The organism is Clostridium caldaquaticum (assembly GCF_023806125.1).
GTDB classification, from domain to species: domain Bacteria; phylum Bacillota; class Clostridia; order Clostridiales; family Clostridiaceae; genus Clostridium_AT; species Clostridium_AT caldaquaticum.
This window is the reverse complement of sequence record NZ_JAMSKT010000022.1, coordinates 14,518-32,349: the sequence shown is the minus strand read 5'-3', so window position 1 is coordinate 32,349 and position 17,832 is coordinate 14,518. Positions and strand designations below refer to the sequence as shown.

At 32.6% G+C, this 17,832-nt stretch carries 17 protein-coding genes and 15 tRNA genes; 29 read left to right on the top strand and 3 right to left on the bottom strand.

Annotated features, from left to right (window positions below; all coding sequences use genetic code 11):
- Positions 1 to 33 precede the first annotated feature (33 nt).
- From ligA to M2651_RS12740, 7 genes are all read left to right on the top strand, one after another.
- Positions 34 to 2,031: an NAD-dependent DNA ligase LigA gene (ligA, locus tag M2651_RS12770; protein ID WP_252132723.1), complete on the top strand. Its 1,998-nt coding sequence runs from the start codon at positions 34 to 36 to the stop codon at positions 2,029 to 2,031.
- Between the two features lie 142 nt (positions 2,032 to 2,173).
- Positions 2,174 to 2,443, top strand: coding sequence for a hypothetical protein (locus M2651_RS12765; protein ID WP_252132722.1), 270 nt, complete (start codon positions 2,174 to 2,176; stop codon positions 2,441 to 2,443).
- A 134-nt stretch (positions 2,444 to 2,577) separates the two neighbouring features.
- Positions 2,578 to 2,865 (top strand): Asp-tRNA(Asn)/Glu-tRNA(Gln) amidotransferase subunit GatC, encoded by a 288-nt coding sequence (gene gatC, locus M2651_RS12760; RefSeq protein ID WP_252132721.1) that lies wholly within the window; start codon positions 2,578 to 2,580, stop codon positions 2,863 to 2,865.
- A gap of 16 nt (positions 2,866 to 2,881) precedes the next feature.
- Positions 2,882 to 4,339 (top strand): Asp-tRNA(Asn)/Glu-tRNA(Gln) amidotransferase subunit GatA, encoded by a 1,458-nt coding sequence (gatA, locus tag M2651_RS12755; protein ID WP_252132720.1) that lies wholly within the window; start codon positions 2,882 to 2,884, stop codon positions 4,337 to 4,339.
- Between the two features lie 28 nt (positions 4,340 to 4,367).
- Positions 4,368 to 5,798, top strand: a complete 1,431-nt coding sequence (gatB, locus tag M2651_RS12750) for an Asp-tRNA(Asn)/Glu-tRNA(Gln) amidotransferase subunit GatB (RefSeq protein ID WP_252132719.1) — start codon at positions 4,368 to 4,370, stop codon at positions 5,796 to 5,798.
- Between the two features lie 109 nt (positions 5,799 to 5,907).
- The gene (locus M2651_RS12745; RefSeq protein ID WP_252132718.1) at positions 5,908 to 6,387 is read left to right on the top strand and encodes a hypothetical protein; all 480 of its coding nucleotides are present in this window, start codon (positions 5,908 to 5,910) and stop codon (positions 6,385 to 6,387) included.
- 105 nt (positions 6,388 to 6,492) lie between these two features.
- On the top strand, positions 6,493 to 8,085 hold the full coding sequence (locus M2651_RS12740) for a peptide ABC transporter substrate-binding protein (protein ID WP_252132717.1): 1,593 nt from the start codon (positions 6,493 to 6,495) through the stop codon (positions 8,083 to 8,085).
- A gap of 17 nt (positions 8,086 to 8,102) precedes the next feature.
- Here M2651_RS12740 and M2651_RS12735 read toward each other — a convergent pair whose 3' ends face one another.
- Positions 8,103 to 8,261, bottom strand: coding sequence for a hydroxymyristoyl-ACP dehydratase (locus M2651_RS12735; protein WP_252132716.1), 159 nt, complete (start codon positions 8,259 to 8,261; stop codon positions 8,103 to 8,105).
- 108 nt (positions 8,262 to 8,369) lie between these two features.
- Positions 8,370 to 9,794 (bottom strand): hypothetical protein, encoded by a 1,425-nt coding sequence (locus M2651_RS12730; RefSeq protein ID WP_252132735.1) that lies wholly within the window; start codon positions 9,792 to 9,794, stop codon positions 8,370 to 8,372.
- An 80-nt stretch (positions 9,795 to 9,874) separates the two neighbouring features.
- Here M2651_RS12730 and M2651_RS12725 point away from each other — a divergent pair, with 80 nt between their 5' ends.
- From M2651_RS12725 to M2651_RS12630, 20 genes are all read left to right on the top strand, one after another.
- Entirely contained in the window at positions 9,875 to 10,876 is a 1,002-nt protein-coding gene (locus tag M2651_RS12725; RefSeq protein WP_252132715.1) for an AIR synthase family protein, read from the top strand.
- 58 nt (positions 10,877 to 10,934) lie between these two features.
- Positions 10,935 to 11,684 (top strand): ribonuclease PH, encoded by a 750-nt coding sequence (rph, locus tag M2651_RS12720; RefSeq protein ID WP_252132714.1) that lies wholly within the window; start codon positions 10,935 to 10,937, stop codon positions 11,682 to 11,684.
- Positions 11,681 to 12,280 carry an XTP/dITP diphosphatase gene (locus tag M2651_RS12715; protein ID WP_252132713.1) on the top strand — a complete coding sequence of 200 codons (600 nt, stop codon included), beginning with the start codon at positions 11,681 to 11,683 and terminating at the stop codon, positions 12,278 to 12,280. Before rph ends, M2651_RS12715 begins: the two co-directional genes overlap by 4 nt.
- Positions 12,281 to 12,754: a metallophosphoesterase gene (locus M2651_RS12710; protein WP_252132712.1), complete on the top strand. Its 474-nt coding sequence runs from the start codon at positions 12,281 to 12,283 to the stop codon at positions 12,752 to 12,754.
- A gap of 102 nt (positions 12,755 to 12,856) precedes the next feature.
- A tRNA-Pro gene (locus tag M2651_RS12705) sits at positions 12,857 to 12,932 on the top strand.
- Positions 12,933 to 12,952: 20 nt separating this feature from the next.
- Positions 12,953 to 13,026: transfer RNA gene (locus M2651_RS12700), tRNA-Gly, on the top strand.
- 4 nt (positions 13,027 to 13,030) lie between these two features.
- A tRNA-Arg gene (locus M2651_RS12695) sits at positions 13,031 to 13,107 on the top strand.
- 4 nt (positions 13,108 to 13,111) lie between these two features.
- A tRNA-His gene (locus M2651_RS12690) sits at positions 13,112 to 13,187 on the top strand.
- Between the two features lie 12 nt (positions 13,188 to 13,199).
- Positions 13,200 to 13,274, top strand: a tRNA-Gln gene (locus M2651_RS12685).
- A gap of 5 nt (positions 13,275 to 13,279) precedes the next feature.
- Positions 13,280 to 13,355: transfer RNA gene (locus M2651_RS12680), tRNA-Lys, on the top strand.
- Positions 13,356 to 13,369: 14 nt separating this feature from the next.
- Positions 13,370 to 13,453: transfer RNA gene (locus tag M2651_RS12675), tRNA-Leu, on the top strand.
- A gap of 5 nt (positions 13,454 to 13,458) precedes the next feature.
- Positions 13,459 to 13,533 (top strand) — tRNA-Gly (locus M2651_RS12670).
- 7 nt (positions 13,534 to 13,540) lie between these two features.
- Positions 13,541 to 13,614: transfer RNA gene (locus tag M2651_RS12665), tRNA-Gly, on the top strand.
- A gap of 4 nt (positions 13,615 to 13,618) precedes the next feature.
- A tRNA-Arg gene (locus M2651_RS12660) sits at positions 13,619 to 13,695 on the top strand.
- A gap of 5 nt (positions 13,696 to 13,700) precedes the next feature.
- Positions 13,701 to 13,776, top strand: a tRNA-Lys gene (locus tag M2651_RS12655).
- Positions 13,777 to 13,781: 5 nt separating this feature from the next.
- Positions 13,782 to 13,857, top strand: a tRNA-Pro gene (locus M2651_RS12650).
- A gap of 28 nt (positions 13,858 to 13,885) precedes the next feature.
- Positions 13,886 to 13,959: transfer RNA gene (locus tag M2651_RS12645), tRNA-Gly, on the top strand.
- A 25-nt stretch (positions 13,960 to 13,984) separates the two neighbouring features.
- Positions 13,985 to 14,061, top strand: a tRNA-Arg gene (locus tag M2651_RS12640).
- 37 nt (positions 14,062 to 14,098) lie between these two features.
- Positions 14,099 to 14,174, top strand: a tRNA-Lys gene (locus tag M2651_RS12635).
- Positions 14,175 to 14,346: 172 nt separating this feature from the next.
- Positions 14,347 to 14,526 carry an alpha/beta-type small acid-soluble spore protein gene (locus tag M2651_RS12630; protein ID WP_252132711.1) on the top strand — a complete coding sequence of 60 codons (180 nt, stop codon included), beginning with the start codon at positions 14,347 to 14,349 and terminating at the stop codon, positions 14,524 to 14,526.
- 70 nt (positions 14,527 to 14,596) lie between these two features.
- Here the strand turns inward: M2651_RS12630 and M2651_RS12625 are convergent, their stop codons facing one another.
- The gene (locus tag M2651_RS12625) at positions 14,597 to 14,797 is read right to left on the bottom strand and encodes a hypothetical protein (protein WP_252132710.1); all 201 of its coding nucleotides are present in this window, start codon (positions 14,795 to 14,797) and stop codon (positions 14,597 to 14,599) included.
- 187 nt (positions 14,798 to 14,984) lie between these two features.
- Here M2651_RS12625 and M2651_RS12620 point away from each other — a divergent pair, with 187 nt between their 5' ends.
- Both M2651_RS12620 and M2651_RS12615 read left to right on the top strand, forming a co-directional pair.
- Positions 14,985 to 16,571, top strand: a complete 1,587-nt coding sequence (locus tag M2651_RS12620) for a bifunctional metallophosphatase/5'-nucleotidase (protein ID WP_252132709.1) — start codon at positions 14,985 to 14,987, stop codon at positions 16,569 to 16,571.
- A gap of 79 nt (positions 16,572 to 16,650) precedes the next feature.
- Positions 16,651 to 17,799, top strand: coding sequence for an AlbA family DNA-binding domain-containing protein (locus tag M2651_RS12615; protein WP_252132708.1), 1,149 nt, complete (start codon positions 16,651 to 16,653; stop codon positions 17,797 to 17,799).
- Positions 17,800 to 17,832 lie beyond the last annotated feature (33 nt).

Sequence of the window (17,832 nt, the reverse complement as noted above, 5' to 3'; positions counted from 1 at the left end):
CGGACATTAATTGGATTTGTTTGGAGGTAAAATATGGAGGATAGAGAAATAAAAATAGAAAGAATAAAAGAACTTGTAGAAGAACTAAATAAACATGCTTATAATTACTATGTTCTCGATAATCCAGTTATTTCTGATAAAGAATACGATAAAAAATATGATGAGCTTTTAAAGCTTGAAAAAGAAACAGAATATGTTCTTCCCTATTCTCCGACTCAAAGAGTAGGGGACATAGTATTATCTGAGTTTCAGAAGTATTCTCATAGAGGAAAGCTTTGGAGCCTAGATAAAGCACAATCATTAGAAGAACTTATAGATTGGGATAATAGAAATAGAAAGTTTGTGGCAGAGTATAATAGAACTCACGAAGATAAGCTTCCAGAACTTAAATACATAATTACAAAGAAATTTGATGGACTTACTCTTAACTGCACTTATGACGAAGAAGGAGTTTTAGTTAGAGCTGCTACAAGGGGAACAGGAACTGTAGGGGAGGATATCACTGCTCAGGCAAAGACAATAAAGACTCTTCCTTTAAAGATAGATAATGACTATCTATTTGAGATTCATGGAGAAGCTATAATGACAAAAAAGGCTTTTGATGAATATAACAGTATGGCTGAGGTTCCTCTTAAAAACTTAAGAAACGGTGCAGCAGGAGCACTGAGAAACTTAAACTTAAAAGAAACTGCAAGAAGAAACCTTTCTGCATTTTTTTATGATATAGGTTATACTGAAGGAGAACCTTTTGAAAGCTATAGTGAAATGCTTAATTTTATTAGAGAAAAAGGATTTCCGATGGACGACTATATAAAAAGCTGCAGTACAGTAGAAGAAATAGAAGAAGAGATTAAGTATATAAAATCAATAAGAAATGATTTAGATTATGATATAGATGGAGCAGTTATAGTTATTGATGATACAAGAACAAGAGAACTTTTAGGCTACACAGTTAAGTTTCCTAGATGGGCTATAGCTTTTAAGTTTGAAGCTCAGGAAACTACAACAAAGCTTCTAGGTGTAGAATGGAATGTTGGAAGAAGCGGAAGAGTAAGTCCTACCGCACTGTTAGAGCCTGTGGAGCTTGCAGGAGTTACTGTAAAGAGAGCTACACTTAATAATATGGATGATATAAAAAGAAAAGGAGTAAAAATCGGAAGTCAGGTATTTGTACGCCGTTCCAATGACGTAATACCAGAGATAATGGGAGTTGCTTTGGAAACAGTTAAAGGCAGCAGAGAAATTGAAGCTCCTAAATATTGTCCTGCCTGCGGCAGTGAGCTTATTCAAGAAGGAGTACATTATTTTTGTGATAATACATTATCCTGTAAGCCGCAGATGGTAAAAAGCATTGTGCATTTTGGAAGCCGCGAGGCTATGAATATCGAAGGCTTCAGTGAAAAGACTGCTGAAATGCTTTTTGAAAAACTGGATATTAAATCTATTGCAGACTTATACAGACTTAAAAAGGAAGAATTATTAACTCTTGAAAAGTTTGGAGATAAGAAAGCACAGAATTTGTTAGATGCAATTGAAAAAAGCAAGGATTGTGATTTGTCTTCTTTTATATTTGCACTTGGAATTCCAAATGTCGGAAAGAAAACAGCTACAGACTTAGCAAAAAGGTTTAAAACTTTGGAAAACTTACAAAAGGCCTCTTTTGAGGAACTTACTTCTATACAGGATATTGGTGATATAGTAGCTCAAAGTATAATAGAATATTTCAAAGAGGAGAAAATAATTAATAGTATAAATGAGCTTTTAAGCTTAGGAGTTAAACCTCATTTTGAAGAAGTGGCAGTTTCAAATAATCCTTTTGCAGGAAAAACTGTAGTAGTTACTGGAAGTCTTGAAGGCTATAGCAGAACAGAAATTAAAGAAAAACTGCAGTTACTTGGTGCTAAGGTTTCAGGCAGTGTAAGCAGGAAAACAGATTATGTGATTGCAGGAAAGGATCCAGGTTCAAAGTATGACAAAGCTTTAGAGCTGGGGATTAAGATATTATCAGAAGAAGAATTTAATTCCATGTAGTAAAATATTTGTAAAAATATAGAAATACTATTTACAGCAGAAGTTTTTTAGGGTATTATATAGCATGGACAAAGAATTAGTTATTCTGAAAGCACTAGATTTATAATCATATCATACTTGTAAAAAATATAGGAGGGCAGAAATGAAAAAGATAATCAATATATTAGGGTGGGTAGGAGTATCATTGACTATCATATCTCTAATTTTAACAATGCTTTCTACATATCATTTTGTGTACATAAAGTATTTTTATGATTACTATACCCTTCAGTGGTGCTTGTTTTTTACTATGATTGTTTGGGGCATAAGAATATTTTATCTGAAATCCAGTTTTAGAGATTTAATATATACTGCCATTTGCTTTATTATGGCTTTTGGTTCCATGTTTTTTAGACTCATGAGAGTTCAATAATTTAATAATATTAAAAAATACATCAATATTTGTAGTATTGATGTATTTTTTCTTTACATTCTAGCCTAAAAAGTTTATTTTGTGGTAGAATAGTAAATATTGACTAGGATTATGAAGAAAAGAGGAGAGTTGAAATGTCAGTTACTAAAAAAGATGTTGAATATGTAGCAGAACTTGCTAGATTAAGCTTCACTGAAGAAGAAAAGGAAGCGCTTACCCATGACTTAAACGCTGTATTAGGGTATATTGAAAAATTAAATGAATTAAATACTGAAAATGTAGAAATATTAGTTAACCCTTATTACATAGAAAACAGACTGAGGGAAGATGAAGTCAGTTCTTCTATGGAGCTTAAGGATGTACTTTTAAATGCTCCAGATAAATTAGAAGAGTATTTCTTAGTTCCTAAGGTTATTGAGTAGCAGGAGGTATATTTAAATGGAATTACATAAGCTGAAAGCTCATGAAATTAAAGAACTTATAAATAAAAAAGAAGTAAAAGCAGAGGAAGTAACTAGAAGTATCCTAAATAGAATTGAAAAGGTTGATGAAACTCTAGGAGCTTATCTTTATGTAGCTGAAGAAGAAGCTATTTCAAAGGCAAAAGAGCTAGATGAAAAGATAAGCAGAGGAGAGACTTTAGGAGGACTTGCTGGAGTACCTGTAGCAATTAAAGATAATATAAGCGTTAGGGGGATGCAAAATACTTGTGCTTCTAAAATATTAAAAAACTATAAAGCACCCTTTGATGCCCATGTTGTTGAAAATTTAAAAAGAGAAGATGCAGTAATTCTTGGTAAGCTTAACATGGATGAATTTGCTATGGGGTCTTCTAATGAAAATAGTGCTTATAAATTAGTAAAAAATCCTTGGGATTTAGAGAGGGTACCAGGAGGTTCTTCAGGAGGAGCAGCTGCAGCAGTTGCAGCATGCGAAGCACCAATTTCATTAGGTTCAGAAACAGGCGGTTCTGTAAGACAGCCAGCATCTCTTTGTGGAATAGTTGGACTTAAACCTACTTATGGAAGGGTTTCAAGATATGGACTTGTTGCTTTTGGATCTACTTTGGATCAAATAGGACCTTTTGGAAGAGACGTTGAAGATTGCGCACTTCTTACTCAGTATATCGCAGGTTTTGACAGAAAAGATTCAACTACAGCAGATGTAAAAGTACAGGACTATTCAAAAAGCTTAATTAAGGATATTAAGGGAAAGAGAATAGGTGTTCCAAAGGAGTACTTTGGAGAGGGGCTCAGTGAAGATGTAAGAAAGGCTGTTGAAGAGGCTATAAATGTTCTTAAAGAAAATGGTGCTGATGTTTTAGAATGTTCTCTGCCTCTTTCAGAATATGCATTAGCTGCTTATTATATAATTTCAAGTGCTGAGGCTTCATCAAACTTAGCTAGGTTTGATGGAATAAGATATGGACATAGAGCAACAGAATTTAATGATGCTGTTGATATTTACTATAAGTCTAAAAATGAAGGCTTTGGAAAAGAAGTTAAGAGAAGAATAATGCTTGGAACTTATGTGCTTTCTGCAGGTTATTACGATGCTTATTATAAAAAAGCATTAAAGGTAAGAAATCTGATTAAGCAGGATTTCCAAAGAGTATTTAAAGAGTTTGATGCTATAATTTCACCTACAGCACCAACAACAGCTTTTAAAATAGGTGAAAAGGTAGATGACGTACTTTCTATGTATTTGTCAGATATATATACTGTGCCTGTAAATATTGCAGGTATACCAGCTATTTCAATACCTTGCGGTATGGCAGACGGCTTGCCGATTGGGCTTCAGCTTATGGGAGATTATTTTAGAGAAGATGTGCTCTTTAATATAGCTTATAGTTTTGAGCAGTCTACAGATTGGCACAAGATGATGCCTAACTTATAAAAAGGCATTTACAAAGGAGGAAATACGTATGAAATATGAAGCAGTCATTGGATTAGAAGTCCATGCAGAGCTTTCAACAAATACAAAAATATACTGCGGATGTACTACAGAATTCGGAGGTAAGCCTAATACTCATGTTTGTCCTGTATGTTTAGGGCTTCCAGGCTCTCTTCCGCAGTTAAATAAAAAAGTAGTTGAATATGGAATAAAAGCAGGACTTGCATTAAACTGTAAAATACATAATATAAGCAGAATGGATAGAAAAAATTACTTCTACCCTGATAATCCTAAAAACTATCAAATAACTCAGGATGAAATTCCTTTATGCTACGATGGATACATCGAGATTGAACTTGAAAGCGGAGAAAAGAAAAAAATAGGTGTACAGAGAATACATATTGAAGAGGATGCTGGAAAGCTTCTTCATACATCTGCAGGAACATTAGTAGACTACAATCGAGCAGGAGTACCGTTAATAGAAATAGTTTCAAAACCAGATATTAGAACTCCTGAAGAAGCAACTCTTTATCTTCAAAAGTTAAAAAGCATATTAAGTTCAATTGGAGTGTCTGATGTAAAAATGGAAGAAGGTTCTTTAAGATGCGACGGGAATATATCCATAAGACCAGAAGGAACCAGTGAATTTGGAGTGAAATCTGAAATTAAGAACATGAATTCATTTAAAGCACTTGAGAAGGCTCTATATTATGAATACGAAAGACAGGTTAAAGCTGTAGAAAGCGGAGAACAGCTTTTTGTTGAAACTAGAAGATATGATGAAGCAGTTGGGGTTACTGTAGTCATGAGAAATAAAGAACAGGCTAATGACTATAGATATTTCCCAGAAGGAGATTTAGTTACTCTTAATGTAAGCGATGAATGGATTGAAGAGATAAGAAGTACAATACCAGAGCTTCCTCATGAAAAAGCTGAAAGATTTGTTAAAGAGTTTGGTATACCTAAATATGATGCTGGAGTTCTTACATTATCTATGGCTATGGCTGATTTCTTTGAAGCTGCGGCTAAGGAAAGTAATGATGCAAAAGCAGCATCAAACTGGCTTATGGGTGATATTTCAAGGCTTATGAATGAGAAAAATATGAGTGTTGAAAACTTAAAATTTAAGCCGCAGGATTTAGCAGAGCTAATTAAGCTGATAAATTCAGGAACCATTTCAAATAATATAGGTAAAAAAGTAGTAGAAGATATGTTCAATACTGGAAAATCTCCTAAAGCTATAGTAGAGGAAAAAGGACTTGTTCAAAACAGTGATGAAGGAGCTATCAGAGAAGTAGTAGTCAAAGTACTTCAAAATAATCCAAAGGCTGTAGAGGATTATAAGAGCGGAAAAACTAAAATCATCGGTTTTGTTGTAGGGTTAGTTATGAAAGAATCAAAAGGAAAAGCTAATCCGCAAATAGCAAACAAATTAGTAACTGAGGAATTAAATAAACTATAATCAGGATGCTTTAGGGCATCCTTTTAGTTTTTATTTAAAGTTAAGAATTTATATATTTATACATATAATGTAGTGTAAACTTTGAACTAGCAATAACTAGGAGGAAATAATGGCTCAGCTTTTGGATTTTTTATACTACAAATTAAGGGAAAAAGAAATAGAAAGAGCAAGAATTCAATTAAAGATAATAAAGATAGATACTATTTTAAAATATTTGACTAAGATATGCTGGAAATCTAATATAGATTATAAAATAATAATTAAAACAAGTGATATGCTTATTATCAGGTTCACAGGAATTAAAGAAACAGTGCTTTTTAAGTACCATAAGGCTGAGATGGTTTTAAAAGAGGAGATGAACTTTTTTGTAAGTAAGCTAGATGAGAATAAAGCTCATAAGGGAGTTTATATAACTACAGGAAAATTTGAACAGACAATAAGTTATTCAAGACAAAACTTATTTATAAAAAGAAATATTATGTTTAAGGATGGATACAGCATAATTAAAGAACATATGTGTATTCTGGGAGAAAATTCAGATATTATTGAAGTTAATAAATTCAATTTTATTAAATACTTACCTCAATAGCATAACTTTGATTAATTCGTATATTAATGGTTAGAATTTAGAGATAGGATTTGAAGAAACTTTTTGTTTTAAAATTCAATAAAGTTATGTGTGGAGAGTTAACTTATGAAAAAAATAATTTTATGGGTTTTTATTATTTTAATGCTGTTAAATGGGGGCTGCATAGAGAAGAAGACAAGTGAAAAAAAAGAGGATAATAAAGCAGATAATTATTTAGTATATGATATAGGAAAGATTCCAGAGGATTTAAAACTTTTAAAAGGCAATGATGTAAGAGGGAAGGATTTGCTTCTTTTATTATTTGAAGGGTTAGTTAAAATTGATGAATCTGGCAATATTGCTCCAGGTATTGCAGAAAGCTGGACAGTAAGCGAAGATGAGATGACTTACACTTTTAATCTTCGTGAAGATGTAAAATGGAGTGATGGTACTAAGATAAAAGCATCAGATTTTGTAGAATTTTTTAAAAGTATTTTAAACCCTAAACAAGATAATGACTATGCTTATCAACTGTATTACATATTTGGAGCAGAAGATTATAAAAATGGTAAAAAGTCTTTTGATAATGTAGCTATTAGAGCAAAGGACGATAAAACCCTCCAAATAAGATTAAATTATCCAGCAGATTATTTTATTAAAATTTTAGGTCAGCCTATATATACTCTTAGAAAAGTTAATAAGCAGCTTGAAAGCTGGAGGGAAACTTATAATAATATAAATTATTCAGGTGCTTTTATAATAGATTATGTATCTGAAACTGGAGAAATAACCTTACTAAAAAATGAAAACTATTATGATATGTATAAAGTTAAAAGCGATAAAATTTATGTAACTGCACTTAATAGCAGCGAAAAAGCCTTGGCTGGTTTTAAAACTTCTAAAATTAATATATTTACAAATCCGCCAATGGGAGAAAGTAAAAATCTTATAATAGATGGTGAAGGAGAAGCTGTACCAATAGACAGTGGTACCAGTATAAACTTTAATTTAAACAAAGACGGAATTATTGCAGATGTAAATTTTAGAAAAGCACTTTCTTTAGCAATTGATAGAGAAAACTTAGCAGTAGAAAATTTAAATAATACAGTAAAAACTGCAGCAGCTTATCTGCCAGATGGTTTAAAAGAAGATAATATTTTTATAAATAGAAAAATGTTAATAAAAAATACTGCAGATACAGTCCTTAGTAAAAAATTTTTAGCAGAAAGTAAATATGTTAATAGTAAAAGTTTCAAATTGGTTTACTTAAACACTATTGAAAATAAAAAATTATGTGAAGCTGTAGCTAAGGGAATTAAAGAAGCTTTAGATATTCATATAGATTGTAAAGGTTATAATGAAAGTGAGTTTCAGGATATTATCAAAAATTCGGATTATGATATGATATTAACTGATTACACTTCTTTTTATAAAGATTCTTTAGCTCTTTTAGAGTCTTGGGTATCTACTTCCAAACTGAATGTTTATGGATATAAAAATAGTGAATTTGACAGCTTAATTTTAAAGGCTAAGTTTGAAAAGGATAAAATTAAACGTAAGGAATTATTAGAAAAAGTAGAAGAAATTTTAATTGATGATATGCCTATGATGCCGCTGTATTTTAAAAATATTGTGCTATGTAAAAAATCCAATATTGAAGGTATTTATATTACTCCTGAGGGAAATGTTAAACTTGATAGAGCATATGTAAAAAATTAAAAAAGTTGAAAACTCCCCTAAGTTTTTTGGGGAGTTTTCTTTATAGTTTCTTTAGGAATGTAATAAGCACAAGTATTTGTAAGATTTAACAGATTAAGTGAGGTGGCAATCTGATTTAATGTACATTTTCCGTTTACAGAATAGGTACAGTTTTCGGCACAGTTTATATTTGTCATAAGACATCACTCCACGAATCTGTAATAACATTCAGTAGTTATAGTTTGTTCATAATACTATTTTTTATGTTATTTAGATATAGGAGATAGGTGTAAAAAAAACCATTTTTACACCGAGCCTTCTTCGATGTCAGGTTCTTCTGACAATTTATACAAATATATAATAAGTAAAAATATAAACATGTTTTTTGAACTGTCAAAAGTACTTTTTCCTTGGGAAAACACTTCTTTTTTCTTATTGTAAGTTACATTCTTTATAAATACAGGAGGAAGTTCAGAAGTTTCAGGAGTTGGTATAGAAGCCATTCTGAAATCTTGTTCATCTAATAAGTCTTCGGCTTTCGATGAAAAATTCTTATATCTTTCTACGTCATCTAATTCAGGACTAGAAGGCCAGCTTAATACTAATTCTGAGTCTATTAATTGTCTTTTGAATACGTCAATCATGATCATGTTTGAATCTTTACTTTTTCCAAAAAGCTTACTATGATATAAGATAGAAAGAAGATAAGCCATTATGTCAATGCAGCTGTAAGTGATTTCTTTTTTATCACAAGGTTTAATAAATATTCCTCGTTCCGGCTCATAAAGATCTAAAAGTTTATTGTAAATTTCTTCAGCGTTATCTTTAAATTTAAGAATACCGGTATTATGGAAAAGCATCATAGAATTAATAAAAACAAAAAAGTCCTGCTCTAAATCAAGTTCTGTATCAATAGGTAATATATCTTTATCCTTTTCCATCAGAAATTCCATTAAGTCAAGAACAATAAGATTAGCTTCTGGAAGTTTTGAATATTCATAGAACAAATTAAAAGCAAAGCATAACTTACATATTTCCTCTTTAGAGCATAAATACAGCTCATACTTATATTCTTTAAACATATTTAAAATATCAAGAGAAAAGTTTCGGTATTCTTCTCCGCATTTTCCATTATCATATAATGAATATTTATAAAAAGCAGTCATCATAAATGCTTGATCGGAATACTTGAATTTTTTATTTTTTTCCTCAAATTTAAAATCATCTGCTAATTCGCGAGATACATTTTTTTTGTCTACAAAAACTCCTTCTATGTTTCTGAAATTTGCAGCATAAAACTCTAGTTGTTTTCTGCATAAAAATAAGTAAAGATTGCTTAATGAATATTTTTTGCTATCTATGTCCTTAAATTTTTTATAGTAATCTATAAGTTCTAGTAAGCTTAAGGTCATAAGTCCGTTGCTTTCTATAGTTATCTCTTTTTTCAAGGCATCATAATCAAAGGAGAGGTTTCCTCCAATATTTATCAGTTTTGGATTAGCTTTTTTATATATACATAAAAGTGGAGAAATTGAATGAATTATGCTATTATCAATGTTAGGTAAATTCTTTGCCTTTAATTCGTTAGAGGGAACAGTTATTCCGCATCTAGAATTAAGAACTAAGAATTTAACAGATTCTTTTGCTAGAAAAAATAATTGTTTTTCAATGTTTTCGCTGTTTAATGTATTCATTCTTAAGAATGGACCTATATACTTCAAAACATACACCACCAAAAATTAATCCTTATAAATAATATGAATTAAAGTGCGAAATAGTGCTTGTTTACTTTTTAAGAAAGGAGATTTTTATGAAAGCTGGAAAGTTAAATTGGGATGATTTGAACGAAATAATTAGTAATAATAGAAGTGTAGATAGAAAAGATGTAAGAGTAAAGAGCGGTATAGGAGAAGACTGCAGTATAATTGAGTATGGAGATTTTGACTGTGTAGTATCAACAGATCCAATAACAGGAGCAGACAGTGATATAGGAAGGCTTGCGGTTCATATTAATTGTAATGATATTGCTTCCTGTGGAGTAGAGCCAATAGGAATACTTGTAACAATACTTGCTCCAGAAGGTACCACTTTAGATGAAATAAAAGATGTTATGTTTCAAATAGATGAGGAAACTAAAAAATTAAATGTAGAAATACTAGGCGGCCATACTGAAATAACAAGGTCTGTAAATAAGCTGATTGTTTCCTGTACTGCCATAGGTAAGGGAAGAAAGGGGAAGGCTGTTGCTACTTCAGGAGCTCAAATTGGTGATGATATTATTGTAACAAAAGAGCTTGGTATGGAAGGTACATCTATTGTTATAAATGATTATTTTAATTATGTAAAAGATGTATTAAGTAATGATGAGATAGAAGAGGCTAAAGGTTATATTAACAGTATAAGTGTAGTTAAAGAAGGTATTATAGCAGGAGAATTTGGGGTTAATTCAATGCATGATATAACTGAAGGCGGGGTTTTAGGAGCACTTTGGGAAATGGCTACGGCTAGCAAAGTGGGCTTTAAAGTGTATAGAGATAAAATGCCTGTAAGCAAGGTAACAGAAAATATATGCAGTAAGCTGCGTTTAGATCCTTTAAGATTTATTTCTTCTGGAAGCATGCTTATAACTTCAAAAAATGGAGAAGCTCTTGTAAAGAAATTAAAGAATGCAGGCATTAATGCTGTAATTATTGGAAAAATTACTGAAAACAAGGGAATACTTGTAGAAAATAAAATTGAGTATGAGGTTAAGCCACCAGAAAGAGACGAATTGTTTGTAATAGATGAAAATATTAATAAATTTTGTATATAATGAGTATTATGTGCTAATATAAAAGATATATTTTAAGAAAGTTGATTGGAGGATTAATATGAGAATAGATGGAAGGAAAAATGATCAGTTAAGACCTGTTAAGATAACAAGAAATTATATAAAACATGCTGAAGGTTCTGTACTTATAGAAGTAGGAGATACTAAGGTAATTTGTACTGCATCTATTGAAGATAAGGTTCCGCCTTTTTTAAAAGGGACAGGAGAAGGATGGATTACCTGTGAATACAATATGCTTCCAAGGTCTACTCAAGTTAGAAAGCCAAGAGATATATCAAAGCTGAAGATAGATGGAAGAACTATGGAAATACAAAGACTTATAGGAAGAGCACTTAGGTCAGCTGTAGATTTAAAAGCTATAGGAGAAAAGACTATATGGATTGACTGTGATGTAATACAAGCAGATGGAGGTACTAGAACTGCTTCTATTACAGGGGCTTTTGTGGCACTGGTGGATGCTGTTAACAAACTGCACAGACAGACTTCCTTTGATGTTTATCCCATACGCAGTTTCGTAAGTGCTGTGAGTGTAGGTATTATTAAGGATACTAAGGTTCTTGATTTATGTTATGCTGAGGATTCCAATGCAAAGGTAGATATGAACATAGTTATGACTGATGAAGGAGAATTTATAGAGATTCAGGGTACAGGGGAGGACAGTCCATTTTCAAGAAAAGATTTAGAGGAGCTTCTTGCGCTTGGTGAAAAGGGAGCAAAAAATATGATTCAGGCACAGAAAGATGCACTAAAGACTGATTGTTTATGGATAGGAACAGGGGGGAGAAAATGAAAAAACTTATAATTGCAAGTAATAATTCTCATAAGATTAAAGAAATAAAAGCTATTTTAAGAGAATTTCCTGTAGAGGTTGTTTCTCTTAAAGAGGCTGGGATAGATATAGATGTAGTGGAAGATGGAACTACTTTTATGGAAAATGCTTATAAAAAGGCAAAAGAAATATTTGATTTAAAAGGAGATTCTATGGTGCTTTCTGATGATTCAGGGCTTATGACTGAGGCTTTAGGGGGAGCACCAGGAGTATATTCTGCAAGATTTGCAGGTGAACATGGCAATGATAAAAAAAATAATGAGAAGCTTCTTAAAATGCTTGAAGGAAAGCCTTTTGAGGAAAGAAAAGCTAAGTTTGTAAGTGCTATAGCTCTAATTGTAGATAAAAATACTTCAATAAAGGTTCAAGGTGAGATAGAAGGATATATAATGGAAGAATTGCATGGAGAAGGCGGTTTTGGGTACGACCCTTTATTCTTTGTACCTGAATTTAATAAAACCTTTGCAGAAATGAGTGAGGAAGAAAAAAATTCTATTAGTCATAGAGCTAGAGCATTAGCTAAGCTTAAAGAAGAATTGAGGAAGGTGAAGATCTAAGTGCAAATAGCTGTTATTAGTGATACTCATAGATTTAATTATGTATTAAATCAGCTTTTAGATATTGTAAAAGATACTGATATGATAATACATCTTGGAGATAATACAGAAGATATTGAATTTTTTAAAGGGAAATATAATGGGGAGATTATAAATGTAAGAGGAAACTGTGACTTTGGAAACTCTGCGCCGGTAGAAAGGCTTGAGATAATAGAAGGGAAAAGAGTTTTTATTACACATGGTCATAGGTATGATGTTAAATACGATTTAAATAGTATAAAATATAAAGCACAGGAAGTTCAGGCAGATATAGTTCTATTTGGTCATACTCATGAGTCTCTTGTAATCTTTGAGCAGGGAATCTGGTTTGTTAATCCTGGAAGTGCCGCACTTCCAAGAGATTTTTCAAAGAGCATAGCACTGCTTAATATTGATAATAAAAATATTGATATAAACATAAAAAAATTAAAATAGAATAAAAAAATTAAAAAAATAAAAAATAGGTGTTGACGAATTTAAATATATCGTGTAGAATAATCTATGTCGTCGGGAGTTCGGTAAGAACTCCCAAGGTTTCGGGGTGTGGCGCAGATGGGAGCGCGCGTGCTTTGGGAGCATGAGGTCGCAGGTTCAATCCCTGTCACCCCGACCATAAAAATTAAATTTTAATCTGCGGGTGTAGTTCAATGGCAGAATCCCAGCCTTCCAAGCTGGTCGTGTGGGTTCGATTCCCATCACCCGCTCCAACATGCGACTTTAGCTCAGTTGGATAGAGCAACTGCCTTCTAAGCAGTAGGCCAGGGGTTCGAATCCCTTAAGTCGCACCACATGGTGAATGTAGTTCAGTTGGTAGAGCACCAGATTGTGGCTCTGGGTGTCGTGGGTTCGAGTCCCATCATTCACCCCATAAGTATGATGTTGGGATGTTGCCAAGCGGTAAGGCACCAGACTTTGACTCTGGTATTCGTAGGTTCGAATCCTGCCATCCCAGCCAAAAGCGGTTCACTAGCTCAGTCGGTAGAGCACATGACTTTTAATCATGGTGTCCGGGGTTCGATTCCCCGGTGAGCCACCAATTTAATAAAAGATGCAGATGTGGCGGAACTGGCAGACGCACTAGACTTAGGATCTAGCGCCTTCGGCGTGGGGGTTCGACTCCCTTCATCTGCACCAAATATGCGGGAGTGACTCAATGGTAGAGTGTCACCTTGCCAAGGTGAAAGTTGCGGGTTCGAATCCCGTCTTCCGCTCCAATAATTTGCGGGTGTAGTTCAATGGCAGAATCCCAGCCTTCCAAGCTGGTCGTGTGGGTTCGATTCCCATCACCCGCTCCAATATGCGACTTTAGCTCAGTTGGATAGAGCAACTGCCTTCTAAGCAGTAGGCCAGGGGTTCGAATCCCTTAAGTCGCACCATATATGCACCATTAGCTCAGTTGGTAGAGCAACTGACTCTTAATCAGTGGGTCCCGGGTTCGAGTCCCTGATGGTGCACCATATATCGGGGTGTGGCGCAGATGGGAGCGCGCGTGCTTTGGGAGCATGAGGTCGCAGGTTCAATCCCTGTCACCCCGACCATAAAATAATAAATTTAAATTTGAAATTTGCGGGTGTAGTTCAATGGCAGAATCCCAGCCTTCCAAGCTGGTCGTGTGGGTTCGATTCCCATCACCCGCTCCAATCATGCTTAGGATAGTGTAATTAAGCGCCCATAGCTCAGCTGGATAGAGTGGTGGACTTCGAATCCAACGGTCGCAGGTTCGACTCCTGTTGGGCGCACCACTTTTGAAGGTTATACATAATTGGTACGATTTAATATGCACCATTAGCTCAGCTGGTAGAGCAACTGACTCTTAATCAGTGGGTCCCGGGTTCGAGTCCCTGATGGTGCACCAATATTTTGCCTCTATGAATCATTTTGATTTATAGAGTTTTTTATTTTTTTGTTAAATGTTTCTATTTATACCGTGAATTTCATAGGATATTAATTCATATACAGTATATACTTATAATACAACCATAGGACAATAAAAATAATTAAATAAAGAAATAAAGGAGGAAATTTAAATGGCAAATAATAACAGAGTTTTAGTACCACAAGCTAAAGAAGGTTTGAACAGATTTAAAATGGAAGCAGCTACCGAAGTGGGAGTTAATCTTAAACAAGGTTATAATGGAGATTTAACTTCAAGAGAAGCTGGATCAGTAGGCGGCCAAATGGTAAAGAAAATGGTTGAAGCTTACTAACAAGGTTTAAAATAGAACATATAAAACCCCGGAACTTCCGGGGTTTTATACTTATATGGTTTCAGTTTAATTAGCAGTCACTTTTACATGTATTGCAGCAGCTTAAGTAGAATAATGCAATTATGAATAGGATACCATTATCTATACCGTTAAAACTATGTTTGTCATATCCTAATCCATTACCGCTAAATTGAAGGATAATTAGTATCAATATAACTAAACTGGGTAGAGTTGGTTTTGAGCCTCCTACATTATAGTACTTTTTGCTCATATGAAAACCTCCTTTTTAATAGTTGTCGAATTATTTTGCATCATTTGTATCATAATTCCAGTATATTCTGTAGAAGAAGTTATGTGATTAATAGTCTATGAATGTTTATTAAATATGTTATAATATTATCATGTTAAATGTTAAGAAAATTAAGAAAAGTTTATGTGAAAGGGGATACTAAATTTATATGGTTAAAGGCAGTAAAGTAAAGATTACCATACTAGAAACTAGTGATATTCATGGAAATATACTTTCCATAAACTATGGCAATAATGAAAAAAGAGAATTAGGACTTTGTAGAATATCTACTCTAATTAAAAAAGAAATAGAAAAAAATTCTAATAGAATATTAATAGATAATGGTGATTTAATTCAAGGAACTCCTATTACCTATTATTATGCTAGAATTGACAGTGAAAAAGAAAATCCAGTTATTAAAGTTTTAAACTATCTTAATTATGATGCTGCAGTAATTGGAAATCATGAGTTTAACTATGGAGATAATATATTGAAAAAAGTGATTAAACAATCCAGCTTCCCCTGGCTTTCTGCAAATATTATTCAGGAAGATACAGGCCGTGAATATACTGGAAAAGCTTATATAGTAAAAGAGTTTGAAGAAGGAATAAAAGCAGGAATATTGGGGCTTACAACCAAATATATACCAAACTGGGAAAATCCTAATCACATAAAAGGATTAAAATTTCAGGATCCAGTTGAATATGCTAAAAAGTGGGTTAAAATTTTAAGAGAAGTGGAGAAGGTAGATTTAGTAATTGTATGCTACCATGGTGGGATTGAAAGAAATATAGACACAGGAAAGCCTATAGAAAATTTAACAGGTGAAAATCAAGGCTATGAATTATGCAAAAAGGTTGATGGTATCGATATACTTTTAACTGGTCATCAGCATCGCTTAATTTCTGGTAAAAAAATAAATAATGTTATAGTTCTTCAGCCAGGTTCTCAAGGGCAGAATTTAGGTAAGGTTGAAATAACTTTAGAGAAAACTTTAGATAGATGGAAGATTTGTGATGAAAATTGTGAACTTCTTTCAGTAGAAGGAGTTATTGAAGATGAAAATGTAATAAAATTAGTTAAAGAATATGAAGATAAAACTCAAGCATGGCTTGATAAGCCTATAGGAAAGATTAAAGGAGATATGACAGTAAAAGATCCTATGGAAGTAAGGATAAAAGATAACCCTCTTATTGAGTTTATAAATAAAGTACAAATGGAGTATTCAGGAGCTGATATATCAAATACTGCTTTGTTTAGCAATCAATCTCCGGGTTTTCCTTCTGATGTTACTATGAGGGACATAGTGTCTAATTATATATATCCGAATACTTTAAAAGTTATAAGAATAAAAGGAAGAGATATAAAAGAGGCATTGGAAAGAAGCGCCTCTTATTTTGAAAAGTACAAAGGGGGCGAAATAAAAGTAAACTCAAAATTTTGCGCTCCAAAGCCTCAGCATTATAATTATGATATGTGGGAAGGGATAGATTATGTTATAAATATATCAAAAGATATAGGTGAAAGAGTAGTAAAACTGGAGTACAAAGGAAAGCCACTTGACATGGAGAAAGAATATGAAGTTGTTATGAACAATTACCGTGCAGGCGGCGGCGGAGAATATACTATGTTTCAAGATAATGAAGTTGTCAAAGAGATTACAACGGATGTATCAGAGCTTATTGCAAACTATATATTAGAAAGAGGAACAATTGAAGCAACTGTAAATAATAACTGGAAGGTAATATATGATTAATATGAATGAAAAGTTCATGCTGGTTTTAATATTTTCATATAATATAGTAAAATTGGAAAGCAGGTTAGGTTAAAAGGTTATGGATATAAGAAAATTTAATATTTTGCTTAAAAGGGAAGAAGGTCCTAAGCTTGATTTTAAACAAAAGCTTGATTTAGAAATAGAAAGCGGCAGAAAGGAATTAGCTAAAGATGTCTGTGCTATTGCTAATTCTAAAGGGGGAAGAGGATATATAATAATAGGAATAGAAGACAAGACTAAGAAAGTTATTGGAATTGAAGGCAAAGGTTATGAAGAAGAACAGATAATGCAAATTGTAACCTCCAGGTGTGAGCCGCCAATTCCAATAGCTTATGAAAACTTCGTTTATGATGGAAAAAAATTAGGGATTATTACAATATATGATGGAGGACAAAAACCTTATCAAATAAGAGATAATGGAGCATTTTATATAAGGAGAGGTTCTACAACGGACACAATGAGAAAGCAGGAAATTGCAGCTGCTCTTGAGGAGAGTTTATCTTTAAATATTGAATTATGTCCTATTATAAATAGTTCAGTCAATTGTATAGATACAGAGCTTGTAGATAAGTATTTTGCTTTTCATAAAATAGAAGCTAATAAGGAAAACAGAATTATTTTAATGGAGAATGCTTCTATTATAAGGTTTGATAAAGATTTAGGAAAATTTGTAGCAACTCTCGGTGGTATTTTAGTTTTTTCTAAAATAAATAGTGTATATATTCCTCATAATATGGTAAGAATAGTTAATAAGATAAATAGGGAAGAAGATGAAATAATTATTATAAATGGTGACTTGCTTTCAATACTGGATACATGTGAGGATACATTAAAGAGACTTCTTCCTGTTAATTATCCTGTAGAAGCGCTTTTTGAAGGCGTAAAAAACGCTGTATTGTATAGAGACTATACAATATTTTATAAAGAAATTGAAATAATATTAAGTTATGACAGCATTAGTGTTATTAGTCCAGGAATTTTAGTGAAAGGGAAGGATATAAGCGACCACAATTATATTAAAAGAAATATGTGGATATACGAAAAAATAATAGCCTTAGATGACAAAAAGAGATTTATTAAACAAGGAAGAGGCTTCAGTAGAATGAAAAAGGCATTTAAAAACATTGGCAGGATTATGTTTATAAACTCATTAAATGGTGACTTTTTCAAAGTGGTTTATCCAGGAATAGGAAAAATAAAGAATTAACAATTTATTAAGAAACATTATATTATGGAATAT